This window comes from Enterococcus raffinosus (genome assembly GCF_001886185.1).
GTDB classification, from domain to species: Bacteria; Bacillota; Bacilli; order Lactobacillales; family Enterococcaceae; genus Enterococcus_A; species Enterococcus_A raffinosus.
Map to the genome: position 1 here is coordinate 24178 of NZ_JXLA01000035.1, position 16972 is coordinate 41149.

The following is a 16972-nucleotide window of genomic DNA, read 5'->3' on the forward strand; positions in this document are numbered from 1 at the left end:
TCCTACTCACAAGTATCTACGTATGAATGATCTGATCGATTTTTTTCTTCGTTTTAATAAATGCGGGTTCATCTTTCAACCCTAAACTCCTTTTATATGGCAGATAGATGGGCACCGATTGTTTGATTTCTCCAGGGCCCGCACTCATGATCACGACACGCTGTCCTAAAAAGGCGGCCTCTTCAATGTCATGAGTGATGAATAAAATGGTCGGCCGCTCCACTTCCCAGATTTCCCGCATCAGCAGCTGCATGTTGCTCTTCGTTTCCGGATCTAACGCACCAAAGGGTTCATCCATCAGTAGTATTTCTGGACTATTCGCCAATGCCCGCGCAATAGCCACTCGCTGCTTCATCCCACCAGAAAGCTCCTTGGGTAAACTATGTCGGAACTTTTCCAAACCAATTACCTCAATATAACGATCCACAATTGATTGAATTTGCGCTTTCGGCTTTTTACTGATTTTCAAGCCAAAAGCGATATTTTCCTCTACCGTCAGCCAAGGAAATAATGAATAGCCTTGAAAGACCATGCCTCGATCTGCTCCCGGACCTACCAGCTCTTGATCATTCAGTACGATACTGCCTGAAGTGATATCCTCTAACCCGCCGAGAATCCTCAACAACGTCGACTTGCCGCAACCAGAAGGCCCTACAACACAGAGAAATTCATTGTCTAAAATCTCCAAGTTAATGTCCCGCAATGCCGTCACTTTATTTTTTTTTGAGGTGTAGATTTTGTTCACCTGTTCAAAGGAAATTTTACTGCTGGCGACCTTTGCCTCCAGCCCAAGCTCTCCTGTTATCACTGCCATTTTCGTCCCCCCTATTCTTCTACCCAACGAAACAACACCTTGTTCAGCAAGCCAAACAGACGATCCGTGATCAACCCTAAAAGACCAATCACCAATATCCCCATAAATATAGAAGAGGTATCCAAAAAGCGCTGTGCCTTCAAGATGTTATACCCTAAGCCAGAGTTGGCAGCCACTAATTCTGCCACTACTAAATATGTCCAGGCCCAGCCCATTATCATCCGCAAGCTTTCCATTAACTTCGGCAACATCGCTGGAATGATGACTTTAAAAATCACTGTGCTGGATTTGCCTCCCAGCGTGTAGGCGGCATTGATCAAATTGGAAGGAACACTTTTTACGTTGTCCGCCACCATCGGAATCAATTGAAAAAGAATCCCAAGAAGAATGACTGCCACTTTGGCATTTTCACCAATACCTACCCAGACCATAATTAATGGAACAAAGGCTGGGACCGGTAAATACCTAAAAAATTCTGTCAGCGGCAGAACAAACGCTTCGATTTTCGAAAAGGAACCTACTAAAACGCCTAACGGCACACCAATGACAATCGCTAATAAGAAGCCCTTCATAATACGAGAAAAACTAATCCATGTATCAGTTGCCAACGATCCATCCATCAGACTCTTTACAAACGCTTCGACAACTGCAGTCGGCGCCGGCAAGAAAATCTGACTGACCATCCCACTAGTGCTCAACAGCTGCCATAAGACTAAAACTAAAATGAAGGCTCCAGCTGCGATCATGCTGTATTTTGTTTTCGAAATCATTTTTCGCAGCCTAATCTTCGTGCCTGTTTTCGATACTGCTCTTATTTCCATCAAATCGCCTCCCGCGAATTCCAATAGGGTTACTCTGCCTGCGTGTCTGGAACCTTCATATCCACTGCATCCTCATACAGCTTGTCAATATAACTGGAATCAAAAATACTTTCTGGATCTTTGAGCTCCTCTGAAACCATCTTTTGATCCAAAAGAAATTTCGCGGTTTCTTTAGCTGTATACGGTAGATAAGAATAGTCCTCCGCCTGTTCATGAAAGGCCGCATGGTTGTCCGCAATTGAGAATAAACGTGCTCCTGCCATCGCTGTTTTCATTTCCTCAGTACTAATGTCCGCTTGCTTGGCCATATACCCTAACGCTTCATCTGGTTTTTCCGCATAGTCCTGCATCCCATCAAAATATGCTTTGACGATTTTTTGTACCTCAGCAGAACGATTTTTTAAGACCTTTCCACTAACCATTAATGTATCAGGAATTAAACCAGGAATTTCCGAGGAATCAAAGAGTAAATTCGTATCACCTTCAGAAGCTGCGTAGCTTAACGACGGTTCCCACAAGCTGGCGGCATCTACCTGCCCAGAAATAACCGCTGGACCAGCATTCTCGACTGTCATGTTCGTTAATTGAATGTCTTTTTCAGATAAGCCAGCTGTCTCTAAAGCATTTAGTAAAAAGAAATGTTCGATCGTCCCTACCTCTGTCGCAACTGTTTTTCCTTTTAACTCCTTTAACGACTTGATCGACGATTGTGCCACGATTCCGTCTGCTCCCGCCGAGTTGTCATTGATTAGTACTACCTTGAAATCAACGCCGTTAATGGCTGGCGAGATTGTATCACTTAATGCTGCACACACCGCATCAATCTGTCCGCTGTTGAAGGCCTGCAGCGAATCACTGTACGTATTAAACCAAACCAGTTCCACGTTCACATCGTTTTTCTCAAACGCGCCAAATCCTTGAACGGCGTACCAGGTATACCATCCCGGAAACGCGCTGACGCCGATTTTGATCGCTTGGTCAGAGGACTTCTCACTAGAATTTTCAGCTGCTCCACTATCTTTCCCACCGCAGCCGCTCAACAGCAGCAAAAGTAAACACATCGCCGTTAAAACACTCATCACTTTCTTCATATAGTCTCCACTCCTTATTTTTTACGCTAAAGCGTCAATGCCCGTTTCCTTTGTTCGAATGCGAATTGCCTCTTCCAAAGGAGTCACGAAAATTTTCCCATCGCCCTTGTTGCCGGTCCGATTAACCTTTAAGAGAATCTGGATTAGACGTTCCACATCCTTTTCCTCTAGATAGATTTCGATAATCCGTTTACTGACGAACGGATAATCTATGATAGATTTCCTAACACCTACATTCTGGACATCATACTGCTGCTGCTCGCGACCACGCCCCAACACTCGATAGGTATTAAGTGAGAAAAAATTTTCATTCAATAAAGCGGCTTTCGTTTCATAATATTTTGTATCACGTATGATCGCTGTTACTAATTTCATGGCTTCATCTCCTTATAATTTTTCTTCACCGCTGCTGACGGTTACAGTCTTTTCTACTGGAAGAACAAAAATTTTCCCGTCACCAAACGATCCCTCAGAGCCTGAACGACAGATCTTTTGAATACAATTGATGACCTTTTCACCATCCGTGTCTTCCACGACTAAAACGATGGTCTCCTTGGGAATCTCATCATAATAAACATCTCCTAATTTCAACCCCCGCTGCTTCCCTCGTCCCAACACACTGTATCTGGTGGCCGAGACAAAGCCGTTTTCAGCCAACTCATTCATTACCTCGTTTACCTTTTCCGGTCGTACTACCGCGCGAATCATTTTCATACTCGTCATTCCCTTCTGAATTTAAAAAAACTGGTAGACCTCTCGCACTCAGAGGCCTACCAGTGCTAAGCATTCTCCATATGAACCATTCACCCCGGCAGGCAAATCATTCTGGATATTTTTTTACTATCATAATGAATTGCAGCATACTTTTCAATAGCATATGTTATATTTTCTAACATGATTTAAAAGTTTTTCTAAAAAAGAGACATTCCACGTTACTTTTTATCACATGAACAGGTATCGAAACACAAAAATCATTAAAAAAATGAAGGCCGCCAAAATTATTTTGGCAACCTCCACTGTTTTACAATTGAATCAATTCTTCTACTGATAGTTCCGATAGATCTGCAGCCCATCGGTCGGCGCCTTTTAATTGCTGCGTGTCGCCTATTCCAATCGCATACATGCCGCATCCTTTGATCCCATCAATCCCGGCTTGGGCATCTTCAAAACCAATGACTTCGGCTGGTTGAAGTGCCATTAATTGCGCCGCTTTGATGAAAATCTCTGGATCTGGTTTTCCCTTTGTCAAAGTTGCCGGATCGACCACCCCCACAAAGTAATCATTGATCGCTAATTTGGTCAGGATGAACGGGGCATTTTTAGATGCAGAGGCAACAGCACAGGGAATCTCATGCCGGTGGGCGTTCATTAAGAAGGAGCCCACACCTGGCAGAACCTCTTCCGGTGTCAGTTCTGCTAACAGTTCAACATAATGACGATTCTTTTTTTCCGCCAGCTCAGCTTTTTCAGCATCCGAAAAGATCTCGCTTTTGCTGCCATGGATTAGAATTCGTTCCAGCGATTCCTCACGGCTGATGCCTTTTAATTGTTCATTGAACTGTTCGTCAATCGTAATGCCAAGTTCAGCTGACAGCTGCCTCCATGCCATGTAGTGGTATTTAGCCGTATCGGCGAGCACACCATCTAAGTCAAAAACAAAGCCTCTCATTATGCCTCTCCTTCTATTTGCTTTTCTATCGAATGCTCCTGATGATTGACATAAATCCGATATTTTTGATTTTTAAAATACGTATAAAACTCCAGCTCTTCGATTTCTGCAGGCAAATTCGGGGCCATGATCAATGCATCATTCACCACCTGCAAATTGCAGAATCCGTAGATGATCGTCATAAACGTACCGCCCATCGAAGCCGTATGGATGCCGTCCTTAGTATTTTTATGACTATTATCAAGATCAGTACGGGCATTTTTCAAGAAATAGTCATAGCCTTTTTCTACCTGACCCAAACGGCTATAAACAGTCGAAAACGTTGAATAGGACAAGGAAGAATCATGAGTCGTAACCTCGTCATAATAGGCGACACTTTTTTCGATCGTTGCATTGTCAAAGGTATCCTGAAACAGCATCAAGGCTAATACCGCATCTGCCTGCTTAGAAATCTGATAACGATAAATCGTTAAGGGATGATAATTCAGCAATAAGGGATACTTCGTTTCGGCCTTTGAATACGGCCAAGCACCTTTATTTAGGAAGTCGCGATCCTGCGCGATAATTCCCCTTTCTTCGTCAAATGGCAGTGTCATTTTTTCAGCGAATTGCGGGAATGCTTGAAGCTCCTCATCCTTCAGCTGGAGTTTTTCTGTTAATGCCCGCCAACTTTCAGGGCGTTGCTCCTTCAATATTCGCGCCAACCGATCAATCCACTTAAATTGATACGCCACTAATTGATTTGTGTAATAGTTATCGTTCACCAGCACCGTGTATTCATCCGGTCCGGTGACTTTATCAATGTGGAACTGGCCATTTTTCATATAGCCAATTTCAGTGAAGACGCGTGCTGTTTCCAGCAGAACCTCAAAGCCGTAATCCGCCATGAAGTTCAGATCCTCCGTGTAGCGATAGTATTGAATGAAGGCATAGGCAATATCCCCATTGATATGATGCTGCGCCGAACCACCTTCAAAAAATGGTGAAGACTCTGTTCCAGAAATTGTCCGCCAAGGGTAAAGAGCGCCTGTTTGGTATCCAAAAAGCTGACGATTCTTGCGAGCTTGGTCCAAACTATTGTATCGGTAAGTCAGTAATTGTTTGGCTAGGGTTGGATTCAAGTGTAAAAAGACTGGAAAGACAAACATCTCTGCATCCCAAAAGTAATGTCCCTCGTATCCGCTCCCGCTTAACCCCTTAGCTGCAATACTAGTCGTCCCATTAGTCCCTAGAGATTGCAGCAGGGCGAAGGTACTATAGTTAACACTTTCCTCTAATCGTTCAGTACTTTTGATTCGAACCTTCCCACTTTTCCAAAAGGTGTTTAAAAAACGCGTTTGTGCTTGTACCAACTGGGAAAATGTAGCATCTAGACCCTCATGCTCCTGCTGCTGGAAGGCATAGCTTAGATTTTTTTGGTAACTAGTCCCCTCCAATTGGGTGCGAATGACGATTCGGTCTGCTTCAATCGTTTGAGCTACAGTGTGATTATCAATCGACCAGGCCAATTCCGCTTCTAGTTGGGAACCTGTTGTACCGAAACGACATCGTTTTTCGGTTAAATCAATTGTCTTGACCGTGATTTTTTGCAACTCATGGCTCATTCGCGGGTCCTCTTTATCAATCGTACGGATAGGATAAAAATTCAAATGGGTAGTTAATTCGATCTCCTCTTCATGGTTTAACCGTTGAAAATCAATTTTCATTGAGAAGAGATTTTTGTATTGAAAAGATGCTAACCGCGAAATCGTCAGCTTCGTTCGACGCCCCAAAGGCGAACACCAAACCAAACTGCGAACCGTGATCCCCTTTTCCATATCTAAATAGCGTTCGCTTTCGCTGATCGTGCCGTTATTTAGTGAAAATTGCTCGCCTCCGATCGTAATCAAAGTGGTCTGCCCGTCAATGACGCTGATCATCGTTTCTCCTGTGGGGGTGAAGCCATACATTTTTTCAGGATAATGGATCGTCTTCGTTTCATAAAAGCCGTTAATATAGGTTTCACGATTGGTTGAAAAATGATCGTAATACTCTTCTTCCAGGTTTCCCCGCAAACCGATGAAGCCGTTGCCGTTAAACAAGAGACTCTCGGCCTTTTCTAATGTTTCAGTTTCATAATCATTTAAATAAATTTTCATGCTGTCCTCCAAAAAAGCAGGATGGAAGCTTCATCTCCCATCCTACATTCACGTTTATGAATTTGCTGCTAAGCCCTCAGCAGGCTTTTCCGCCGGTGCGGCTTCGATTTTCTCATCTTTTTGTAAAACAAGCGTCAGTACAAAGGATAGAACAACGGACATCAGCATCATTGCTAGACCGGCAACCACATTACTTGTACCTTTTTCACCTGAGAATCCTAAGATCGCCATCAGACTGTTTTGCGGTACATACAACGTCACATGCATCAAACCGCCGAAGCAGCCAGAAATCCCGGCGCTGATACACGCTGCCACTAACGGCTTCTTGTATTTCATCGTGATTCCGTATAGTGCAGGCTCAGTAATCCCCATAATGGCAGACACTCCTGCCGCTGCCGCGATTGATTTGACATTTTTCTGTTTAGATTTGAAGGCCACCGCCAAAGTAGCGCCACCTTGGGCTAAATTCGCACAGACTTGTGCCACTAAAATCAATGATTCTGTTCCAGTTGCGGCAAAGGAAGCCACAAAGATCGGTGTCAACGCATGATGCATGCCGGTCATTACGATAAATGGCATCGCAGCGGCCAACAACGCCACCATGATAAATCCTAGTTGTCCTTGTAACAAATTGATTACCCAAGCCAGCCCTTGTCCTGCGAAATTTCCCAGTGGACCGATGACGATCAATGCTAACGGTGCAGTAATCAGTAAGGTTAAGGTCGGATTCAATAAAATTTTTAATGATTGCGGAGTGATCTTATCAACGCCGCGTTCAATATAAGACATCGCCCAAATCGTCAGCAACGCTGGAATTACTGATGCCGCGTAGATCACGCCTTGAATAGGCATCCCCAGAAAAGAAATCGGATCTCCCGATGCGACCCACTGGCTAAAATTCGGATGCAGGAAAACACCTACAACAATAATTGCGATGGAGGTATTTACTTTAAACTTGTTTGCCGCAAAGACCGCCAATAAAATCGGCATAAAGTAAAAGGCGCCGTCCCCGATAAAATCTAGTACGCGATACGTGCTGGATTCATTGGACATCCAATGAAAGGTCGTCGATAGAGACAATATCACTTTGATCATCCCGGCAGCAGTTAAGGCTGGAATCATCGGTGTCATACAGCCGGTGATGGTATCAATGACTTGATTAAAAAGACTGGTTTCCTTCTTGGCTGAGCCGGCTGCTGCATCAGATTGTTTACTTGGCTCCGCATCGCCATTGATTATACCTTGACGAATAATTTCTTCAAAAACCTCTCCCACATGACTGCCGATAATCACCTGTAACTGTGTCGGTGTCGGATTCACACCAACTACCCCGTCAATCGCCTTCAAGCTGTCCAGATCCGCTGCTTCTGGATTTTTTAAATCAAACCGTAAACGTGTCGCACAATGAACGGCAGAATTGACGTTAGTTTTCCCCCCTAGACCTTGAATGATTTCTTTTCCTAACTGTTGATACTTTCTCATTGATTTTGCTCCTTCCTATTCAAATACAACGGCACCATTTGATGCAATAACCTTTTGATAAAACGTAAAACTGTCTTTTTTATAGCGTTGATGCGAGCCATTGTTTTCATCATCCTGATCGACATAGATCACGCCATAACGTTTACTGATTTTCCCTTCACTGACGCTAGGAAGATCGATGATCCCCCACATGAGATAGCCCATCAAATCAATACCATCCTCCTCCATCGCCAGCTTCATATTTTTCACATGCTCTTTCAAATAATGGATGCGGTAGTCATCGTGGACCTTTCCATCCACAAAATCATCCTGCGTACCAATCCCATTTTCAACAATAAATAAAGGTTTATGATAGCGATCATGCAGCTGATTTAATGTGATTCTCAACCCCAACGGATCATCTTGCCAAACGCTCTTTGCTTTTGGCAGATAAGGATTTCGCAGCGTGGTATACCCATTTGTAGCGACACGATCAATCCCGTTTTCTTCTGCTGCGGTACAAGCACTGGAATAATAGCTGAAGGAAACAAAATCAACGGTATTTTTCTGAAGGGCCTCTCGATCCTCTGGATAAATAGTTAAGTTCAGCTGTTTATCTTTTATGAAATGCGAGAAGAACCTTGGATATTCACCAAAAACTTGAACATCTGAGAACAACAGATTTTCCTTTTCCTGCTGCAATGCCGCAAAAACATCTTTAGGATCACAAGTGTAGGCATAGGTTTTCCCCGCGGCCAACATTGCTCCGAATTGATTGTCAGGATCTATTCGCTTGCCGGCTTCGATCGACAAAGCATTCGCCAACAATTGATGATGTCCGGCTTGATATTGGATGGACAGATTGTCCTTTCCTTCTTCAAACAGGATGCCGCCACCGATAAATGGTATGTGCAAGACCATATTCATTTCATTAAATGGAATCCAATACTTGATCCGTCCCTTAAAGCGCTGCAACACTGTTTCAGCATAGTGAAGAAATAGCTCAACCACTTTACGGTTTTCCCAGCCATTATATTTTTTTACTAAATGCAACGGAATTTCAAAATGCGATAGCGTCACGATTGGCTCCATCTGCAGCCTTTCCAGCTCCGTCAAAATATTTTCGTAAAACTGCAATCCCGCTTCATTCGGCGCCTCTTCCTCACCGGTTGGAAAAATCCGTGACCAAGAAATTGAGAAACGAAAACTATTCGCTCCCAACTCCTTCAATAAAGCGATGTCCTCCTGATAATGATGATAAAAGTCATTGCCATTTCGTCCCGGATAAATTTCGTCGCCTCGTGATTCTAAGATCGATGCTGACTGATTCTTATAAACTGCCTTAAGACGTCGATCATCTAATGGCAAAAAATCAAAATTTGATGGCTGCCGCCCATCAGCCAGGTAATTTCCTTCACTTTGTGCGGCGGAGGTTGCTCCGCCCCAAAAGAATTGCTTTTCCTGCTTCATCTATTTCTTCTCCCTTTTGGTTCGTATTCGCTTTCATTCGTGTTGATACTTTTATTATAGCGGGGAATTCTTATTTTCATTCCCCCATTTTTGTTCTATTATTCTCAAAAATTGTCTTGATAAAATGCCGTTTATAAAAAAAGGAAGATGACAGAGGTATTGTCATCTTCCTAGAACTTAGTCAATTTTCATGGCATTTCGGTATTCCAGCGGCGCCATCTTCATAGATCGTTTAAACAGACGGTAAAAAGTTTTGTCACTTTCAAACCCTGTCTGAGTAATAATCTCTGACACCGGCAAATCACTATTTATCAGCAGCCACTTAGCCTTATCAATACGATAATCGTTTAAAAAGCTCAAAAATGTTTTGCCCGTGTTTTTCTTGAAAAATTTGGTGAAGTAAAACGAGCTATAGCCAGAAACTGCTGCGATATCCTGCAATGTCAGAACCTCTTGATAATTAGCTTCAACATAACTAAAAATATCATCCAGCTTTTCTAGCACATCTTTCGTTGCCAGCTTGTTCATTTTTTCGGACGACCTAGTCCTTTTCGGAATATCACGAATCAATAGAGTGAGAAGCTGAAAAAGCTGCGCTTTTAAAGCAACGTGATAGCCTAGGGACCGCTGTTCTATTTCCTGATTCATCCCTTCAAGTAAATGACGAACAGAAGCTTCTGTCTCTGATTTCCATTGAGGACTTACCGGTTGTAAATCCGAGAGTACTTTTTGAAGATCAGCCTGCTGCTTTCCTGCCAAAAAATACGGTAAATCAAATTGATAGACAAGCCGCTCACTGCCTGGCGAAGCCAACACATAGTGAATCAGACCACCACTAATAAAAGCGATCTCTCCCTCGCTTAATTTATAGGGCACATCATCGATTCCCAATGCTATGGTCCCTTTCGTCACGTAAATCAGCTCTACTTCGCGGTGCCAATGAGGCGTTGTTAGAATATCACCATCATTCATTAGCATTCGAAAAGGGAACGCTGTATCTAAATCTGGCATTTCTAAATAAATCGCCATCCTGTTCACCTCTTACCTCATTTTGACTGAAAATAATGGGAAAGTAAACGATCTTTTTTAATATGCCTGCTGATTGTAAAACTAGTTATAGATCAGTTAATTAGTATCCGAGGAAATTCAAAAAATTTCCCACGTTTCACTATAGACTGCAGTTACTCCTTCGCTTCTTTATGTTTCTTCCTTTTATGATACTCGGCGAGTGCACGATTGAAATTTGCGATCACAGCAGTAATAATTCCCACCCCGATTAAAACATAGATAATCGTAAAAACTTTTCCTAAAGCTGTTTGGGGAGATAAATCCCCGTACCCAACAGTAGCCAATGTCATAACCGAAAAGTATAATGCATCTAGATACGTCATCCCTTCCACATTATGATAAAAAATGGTTCCAATCGTCAGGATAAATAGCACCGCCAACATGATGGCCTTTTGTTCTTCCTGCCGAAATAAAATTTTTAAAATATGCCACAAGCTTCGAAATAATAATGCGAATGCAACCATGAGAATCTCCTCTTCTATTTATACAAAGTATGCTGTCCTTTTGTCGTTTATTTTAGCAGATTTTTTCTAAATGGAACGAAGAATTTAGCAGCTTGTCATCGCTTGAAAGTTCCTTTCCTACTACTTTCTTTTCTAACCTGCTAAACTAAGAATAAAAGGAAGTGTAACAAATGCTGCAAATAAAACGAGCTTACCTCCCAGCAAGTTCCTCAGATGGTTATCGCGTATTGGTAGATCGCTTGTGGCCGCGAGGAAAATCAAAAGAAACGGAAAAAATTGATTTGTGGTTAAAGGAAATCGCACCGAGTCCAGAGCTGCGGAAATGGTTTAATCATGAGGTGGATAAATACGCTGAATTTTCGGTCAGATATCAAGAAGAACTACAAACTGGTTCACCAAAAGAGGCCCTTGAGAAATTAAAGCAGGTGTTGAAAGACCACGAAACCGTCACGCTGGTTTATGGTGCGAAAAATGAGACACAAAACAACGCGCGAGTCCTCTATGAGCTGCTAACAAAATAAAAGTCCTAAAACCAACAATTCTCTGTTGCTTTTAGGACTTTTAGCTACTTAAAAATCACTTCTATTTTTTATTGTAGACTGGAAAATTACTTGACTCTCCATAATTTTCAATCGGTTGAATGGCTTTTAAGCGATCCATATCTTCTTTAGACAATTCAAAGTCTACCTCGCCATTACTTTGTATATGAGCCTTATTTGCTGATTTTGGCAATGGCAGCAAGCCTAATTCTAAGCAATAGCGAATCGCAAGCTGGGGTACACTCACCTGATATTTTTCCGCCATTTCCTTCAGCTCCGGATTTTTCAATAGTTCACCATGTCCGACTGGAGAGTATGCCTCAATTAAGATATCCTTTTCTTTACAATAATCGATCAATTCGAAGGACGTATTGGAAATGTGTGCCAAAACCTGGTTAACCGCTGGTTTAATAGTTGCATGTTGTAAAATATTTTCAACATCATGCTGATTGAAATTCGATAATCCGATTGATCGAACTTTACCTGCCTTATAGGCATCTTCTAATGCACGCCACGCTTCAACATTTTCCTCGTCATAATTCGCTTCTCTGAACTCAGCCCATGGCTGCGGTGCATGAATGATCATCAAATCAATCATATCCAATCCTAGTTTTTCAAGGGATTCGTCGATAGATTGTGAAGCTGATTCATACGTTTTATGTTCCGCGGCGACTTTGCTAGTCAGGAAAATTTCTGATCGTTCGATACCAGAAGTACGAATGGCTTCTCCTACACCACGTTCATTTTCATAAGCTTGCGCGGTATCGATGTGGCGATAGCCAATCTTTAAAGCATCCTTAACTGCTTGAACGGCTGCCTTATCTTCGATCATCCATGTCCCAAAACCGACCTTAGGTATTTTTACCCCATTATTTAATGGATAGCTCTCTTGTAAAATCATTGTTTTGTTCTCCTTTCGATGTCTAAAAAAATTACACTCTAGCTTCTTTCAAGCATACTCTTTAAAGTAAGCTTTAAGTCAAGTAGTAGCTTCCTCTTGATTGATTGGTTTGTATCGCAACCATATGGTGTCCTTTTCGATGATCTCAACTTTCTTCAAATTGAAGCCTATCATTGAGGACGGATCAGTCATACTCTTATTTTCAAAAATTGTGTTGGTGGTTGGCAGGCCATCTGTGACAGGGGCTACCACGATACTTACTTCATCAACGATTTGTTCCTTTAAAAAAGCCCAATTGATCACACCGCCACCAGATACCATCAGTGTTTTGATATTGAACAACACAGCTAATTTTTCTGAAGCGAGTGTACAATTGATTTGTTTCTCTCCGGCAAAAATATAGGAAATCTTTCGTTTTCTCAGAAAGGCAAGATAGGCATCGCTCACCTTCTCCGTTAATACCTCAATAACATGGGCTGCTGGCCTTTCAGCATAGTTGACTGTGTTCGTCTGCCAGCCAACTTTTCCAGAAGGATCCGCTGAAACAATATACATCTTCGCATCTGAAACAGCTACATAATCTTCACGAGGATAAACTGGCGCAAATTCATCTAAAACCGGTGTTTGATAATGGGTAAAGTTTTCTTCCATCGTTACTCTGCCGCATAACCAAGCTTGGCTATGATACTGATCATTCGTTCTTTCATAGGCGTTACTTCCTATTTCTGTGTAATTTGAACGCATGTAAGGGCCGCTGATTTTTCCATTGATCGAGGTAAGCATGTGACAAACAATATAGGGCCTAGCCATTTGTTCTCCTCCCTAATAAAAAATGAGTTGTACGAGCGATATACTCATCGTACAACTCATTTTATTATTCGTCTAATACCTACTTTATATATCACTATGCCTTCAAAGCATGGTGAATCACACATTCAAATGGACATCAAGGACTACTCTCGCTTGGACAAAGCCGCCGTTCACCAAACATTTTAACCAGAAAAGCTAGGCGGAAGGCACAGAAAAACGTCAGTACACCTGTAAAATTATCGTAATTTACGTATAAATCTTTCTCGTAAAATACTTTAATAAGAACGGTGATGACAGCGTCGTAAACAGGATTACCAAGATAAAGGCCGAATAATACTCTTTGGTCACTAATTGTGCCTGAAATCCTAATTGGACAATAATCAGCGCCATCTCGCCTCGTGAGATCATCCCTGAACCAACCATTAGACTACTGTGATTGCTAAATCCAGCAAGCTTTCCGCCGATGAAACCGCCGAATAATTTTGAAAGGATCGCTAAAACAGTAATTGTCACGATCAGCAATAATTGATTTCCAATCCCGTTGAAGGAGATTTCTAGACCAATGCTCACAAAAAATACAGGGATAAACACTGCGTACCCAATCGCTTCGACGTTGTATTGAACCTCGTTCCAAACCTTGGTTTGACCAATCGCAACGCCTGTAAAGAAAGCACCAATTACAGAACTCAAGCCAATAAAATCCGCTAAATAGGACATGCTTAAGCATAGGATCAATGAAACAATAATCACAGATGATTCGGCTAGCAATTTCTTGCTAAGCCTCATTAAATACGGGGCCCCCCAGCGAATCAAGAAAAAGATCGCTACGAAAAATAGTACTTGTTCGATCAACATAATTCCCAACGGACCGTCATTTCCACCCTTTGCTCCTAAAAAGGACATACTCAAGCTGACGATCAAAACGACTAAAATATCATCAACGACAGAAGCGCCGAGAATCGTTGAACCTTCCTTCGTATTAATCACATTCAGTTCCTTCAACACCTCTACGGAAATACTGACGGACGTTGCCGCTAAGATTAATCCTAAGAAGAAGGACTGATTCATCGCGATATGAAAAACATTTCCACCCAATGTCCCTAAAACCACTGGGAATAAAATCCCCAGCACAGCCACATACATCCCTGGCCGAAAGTATTTCCGCAGCAGTGAAAGATCACTTTCGATCCCAGCTAGAAACATCAATAATATCACGCCGATCTCAGAAAAATCCTCGACCAAAATATCTGGATGAACAACCTTTAATCCTGCATTTCCTAATAGAATTCCGATTAGTAATTGTCCAATCACCGCAGGAATACCAAACCGACGTGAAAAATGGCTGGCAATCGTTGTGCTGATTAAAATCAGACATAATACACCAATAAATTCCACATTCCTCATCCTCTCTCAAAACATTCATACTGATTAAGAATAACGAAAAAAAGACAGAATGAAAAATAATTCGACTGATAGAATGATAGGTATTCTATTTGATAGAGCAAAATCTTGAAAAGAAAAAACTTCTCAAAATTGAGAAGTTTTAATTACTTAACATGGATCATTCCCATCCTTGACTATCCGTAGTCTCCTGTTCTTTTTTTGATTCTACATTCTTATCTGTTTCCTGTTCGATACGATTTTTAAAATATTGATCCAAGTATTTTGACATCTGATTCCCATCAAGCTCGGAAAGATTGGGAACTTGATCGACCTCCAGAGTAACATTGTCCAAACCATATTCTGGTAACTCCTTCTGTAGTGCTTGAATACTGGCTCGAGGCAGTCTTTCCCCGGAAACAGTCAAGATAAGCTTTCGTTTTTCCTTTTCATAGGTTTGATTTAAGATAACATACTCCGAAAATTTCTCATTTACAAGCTGGTTGATCGCTGATTTGCGGATACTCTCTCGCACCAATGTTGACGCGGAAAAGATACTTGGAATCACAATCAGGAGAGAAATCAAAATTAGGTAACCATTCATCTTACGTGCATCCTTATTGGTCAAACGAGCCACTACTGGAAAGCGCATGAAACGTATACCGATAAAAGTCGCGATGACGATGAACGCGCAATTGATAATAAACAAGTAAGACGCGCCCATAAAGTAAGTGAGATTTTTTGTAGCGAGTGAGTAGCCGACGGTACAAGCAGGCGGCATTAACGCTGTAGCAATCGCAACTCCCGGTACAATATTATTACTCCCCTTTTTTCTAGCACCAATAATTCCTGCAAGACCTCCAGCAAAGGCAATGATGACATCCCATATTGTGGGAGAGGTGCGTGAGATTATTTCGCTACTGGGATAAGTGATCGGCGAAAGCGAAAAATAAATCGTAGCCACAGCCAAACTGACCGCTACCTCTAATAGCAATAGTTTCGCGGCTTTCTTAACAACCGCAAAATCAAAGACAGACAGTCCATAGCCTACACCTAACAAAGGTGACATGATTGGAGAAATCAACATCGCTCCAATAACCACCGGTATTGAATTCATATTTAGACCAATCGATGCGATCAATATCGCACACATTAAAATCACCGAATCGTTTGTCTTTATCTCAATATCAGAAAGGATTTTTTCGCGAAACTCATCGGCTGTATATTCTTGTTTTCCCATAATTTCCCTCCACACGTTTTCTCTTAGTATTATTTTAGCGTGTAGGTGTTAGAAAGGCACATAATATATACTCGATGATATTGATTTCACAATATATTTTCGAGAGATTGTCCTTGTCTCCTGATAGATTTCGGTGATTTCCTGTTTTCGCAATAGCCAGCCTAAATGCGTTTCCTCATTCAACTTTGAATTTATATAATTAGTCTTTCCTATAAAACAGGAATACTTTTATCCCTCATGTATCTAAACTTCTTTAAAAACTATACTTTTCTTTTTGGAATTTCAATGGATACAATAAACGTCTCTGATCTAACCTGGAATTGAAGATTTGTATTTGGATACTTTTTTAATACTTTATTTAAGTTTGATAGTCCTAATCCTGTGTGTCCCTCCTTCGTAGAAAAATTTTTATTCAAAATCTTCGTGACGTCTACTTTGGAGGTTACTGCATTCTCAATCTTAAAATTCCAAAAATCTTGATCATTTGTAAGTACAATATGGATATAAGGATTTGGTTCATCTAAACTCGCTTCAAAAGCATTATTAATTAATATCGATACAATCCGTAATAAATCAATCTGATTAAAAGGTATCGGATCTCCTTGATCATTCACAATAAGCTCAAAGTATATATTATTTTTTTTACATTTTTCGATGAATTTTGAAATCAATCCACGTAAAGCAGCATTATGAATCGCTATTGTTTGTGAATGATGATAATCCTCTAAATAGTCAGAAGTAACCTCTGTTAGTTCGGATAAATACTCTTTTGCTCCTTGAATATCATTATTTGCTAGATACTCACTTAGTCCCAACAATGCAGAATTGAAATCATGACGATACTCCCTCGCAAGTTCGTAATTCCCCCTCTCCTCCTCGATAGACAGACTTAAATCTCTTAAAAAGGATTCTCTTTGATAATTTTTATTAACTAAAGTGACTAGGGAAAGTAAGGTAAAGGATAAAAGAATGATTAAAACGATTAGAACAAAAAGTGTAAAGTGATACCTTTTTACATATAAATATAAGTGGCTAGTGAGTAATAAAAAGAATAGAATTAATAAAAGAATACCTTGGAATGGTGGGCTACCCGTCAATAGGACAAT

Annotated in this window: 17 protein-coding genes; 1 reads left to right on the forward strand and 16 read right to left on the reverse strand. The window is 41.3% G+C overall.

Annotated elements, in window-relative coordinates:
- Positions 1 to 16 precede the first annotated feature (16 nt).
- The 11 genes from RV13_RS16195 to RV13_RS16245 all read right to left on the reverse strand — a co-directional run bounded on the left by RV13_RS16195 (position 17) and on the right by RV13_RS16245 (position 10996).
- On the reverse strand, positions 17 to 814 hold the full coding sequence (locus tag RV13_RS16195) for an ABC transporter ATP-binding protein (protein ID WP_060789604.1): 798 nt from the start codon (positions 812 to 814) through the stop codon (positions 17 to 19).
- An 11-nt stretch (positions 815 to 825) separates the two neighbouring features.
- Positions 826 to 1635, reverse strand: coding sequence for an ABC transporter permease (locus RV13_RS16200; protein WP_060789603.1), 810 nt, complete (start codon positions 1633 to 1635; stop codon positions 826 to 828).
- 29 nt (positions 1636 to 1664) lie between these two features.
- The gene (locus tag RV13_RS16205; RefSeq protein ID WP_060789602.1) at positions 1665 to 2726 is read right to left on the reverse strand and encodes an ABC transporter substrate-binding protein; all 1062 of its coding nucleotides are present in this window, start codon (positions 2724 to 2726) and stop codon (positions 1665 to 1667) included.
- A 21-nt stretch (positions 2727 to 2747) separates the two neighbouring features.
- Positions 2748 to 3101 carry a P-II family nitrogen regulator gene (locus RV13_RS16210; protein ID WP_060789601.1) on the reverse strand — a complete coding sequence of 118 codons (354 nt, stop codon included), beginning with the start codon at positions 3099 to 3101 and terminating at the stop codon, positions 2748 to 2750.
- A gap of 12 nt (positions 3102 to 3113) precedes the next feature.
- Positions 3114 to 3440, reverse strand: a complete 327-nt coding sequence (locus RV13_RS16215; RefSeq protein WP_060789600.1) for a P-II family nitrogen regulator — start codon at positions 3438 to 3440, stop codon at positions 3114 to 3116.
- Between the two features lie 307 nt (positions 3441 to 3747).
- Positions 3748 to 4398: a beta-phosphoglucomutase gene (pgmB, locus tag RV13_RS16220; protein ID WP_060789599.1), complete on the reverse strand. Its 651-nt coding sequence runs from the start codon at positions 4396 to 4398 to the stop codon at positions 3748 to 3750.
- On the reverse strand, positions 4395 to 6533 hold the full coding sequence (locus RV13_RS16225) for a glycoside hydrolase family 65 protein (protein ID WP_071875976.1): 2139 nt from the start codon (positions 6531 to 6533) through the stop codon (positions 4395 to 4397). The genes pgmB and RV13_RS16225 overlap by 4 nt, the downstream gene beginning before the upstream one ends.
- A 54-nt stretch (positions 6534 to 6587) precedes the next feature.
- Positions 6588 to 8015 (reverse strand): PTS transporter subunit EIIC, encoded by a 1428-nt coding sequence (locus tag RV13_RS16230; RefSeq protein WP_060789598.1) that lies wholly within the window; start codon positions 8013 to 8015, stop codon positions 6588 to 6590.
- Between the two features lie 15 nt (positions 8016 to 8030).
- Positions 8031 to 9464, reverse strand: coding sequence for a family 1 glycosylhydrolase (locus tag RV13_RS16235; RefSeq protein WP_060789597.1), 1434 nt, complete (start codon positions 9462 to 9464; stop codon positions 8031 to 8033).
- Positions 9465 to 9641: 177 nt separating this feature from the next.
- A complete protein-coding gene (locus RV13_RS16240) occupies positions 9642 to 10493 on the reverse strand; it encodes an AraC family transcriptional regulator (RefSeq protein WP_060789596.1) in 852 nt (283 codons plus the stop codon).
- Positions 10494 to 10645: 152 nt separating this feature from the next.
- Positions 10646 to 10996, reverse strand: coding sequence for a potassium channel family protein (locus tag RV13_RS16245; protein WP_060789595.1), 351 nt, complete (start codon positions 10994 to 10996; stop codon positions 10646 to 10648).
- A gap of 170 nt (positions 10997 to 11166) precedes the next feature.
- Between RV13_RS16245 and RV13_RS16250 the strand changes: the two genes are divergently transcribed.
- Positions 11167 to 11517, forward strand: coding sequence for a DUF488 domain-containing protein (locus RV13_RS16250; RefSeq protein WP_060789594.1), 351 nt, complete (start codon positions 11167 to 11169; stop codon positions 11515 to 11517).
- 61 nt (positions 11518 to 11578) lie between these two features.
- Here RV13_RS16250 and RV13_RS16255 read toward each other — a convergent pair whose 3' ends face one another.
- The 5 genes from RV13_RS16255 to RV13_RS16275 all read right to left on the reverse strand — a co-directional run.
- Positions 11579 to 12436, reverse strand: a complete 858-nt coding sequence (locus tag RV13_RS16255; protein ID WP_060789593.1) for an aldo/keto reductase — start codon at positions 12434 to 12436, stop codon at positions 11579 to 11581.
- A 78-nt stretch (positions 12437 to 12514) separates the two neighbouring features.
- Positions 12515 to 13246: a dihydrofolate reductase family protein gene (locus RV13_RS16260; protein WP_060789592.1), complete on the reverse strand. Its 732-nt coding sequence runs from the start codon at positions 13244 to 13246 to the stop codon at positions 12515 to 12517.
- A 246-nt stretch (positions 13247 to 13492) separates the two neighbouring features.
- Positions 13493 to 14641: a cation:proton antiporter gene (locus tag RV13_RS16265; protein WP_060789591.1), complete on the reverse strand. Its 1149-nt coding sequence runs from the start codon at positions 14639 to 14641 to the stop codon at positions 13493 to 13495.
- 166 nt (positions 14642 to 14807) lie between these two features.
- Positions 14808 to 15866: a DUF389 domain-containing protein gene (locus RV13_RS16270; RefSeq protein WP_071875977.1), complete on the reverse strand. Its 1059-nt coding sequence runs from the start codon at positions 15864 to 15866 to the stop codon at positions 14808 to 14810.
- A gap of 260 nt (positions 15867 to 16126) precedes the next feature.
- Positions 16127 to 16972: sensor histidine kinase (locus tag RV13_RS16275; protein WP_169829259.1), on the reverse strand; the 846-nt coding region annotated here is incomplete at its 5' end.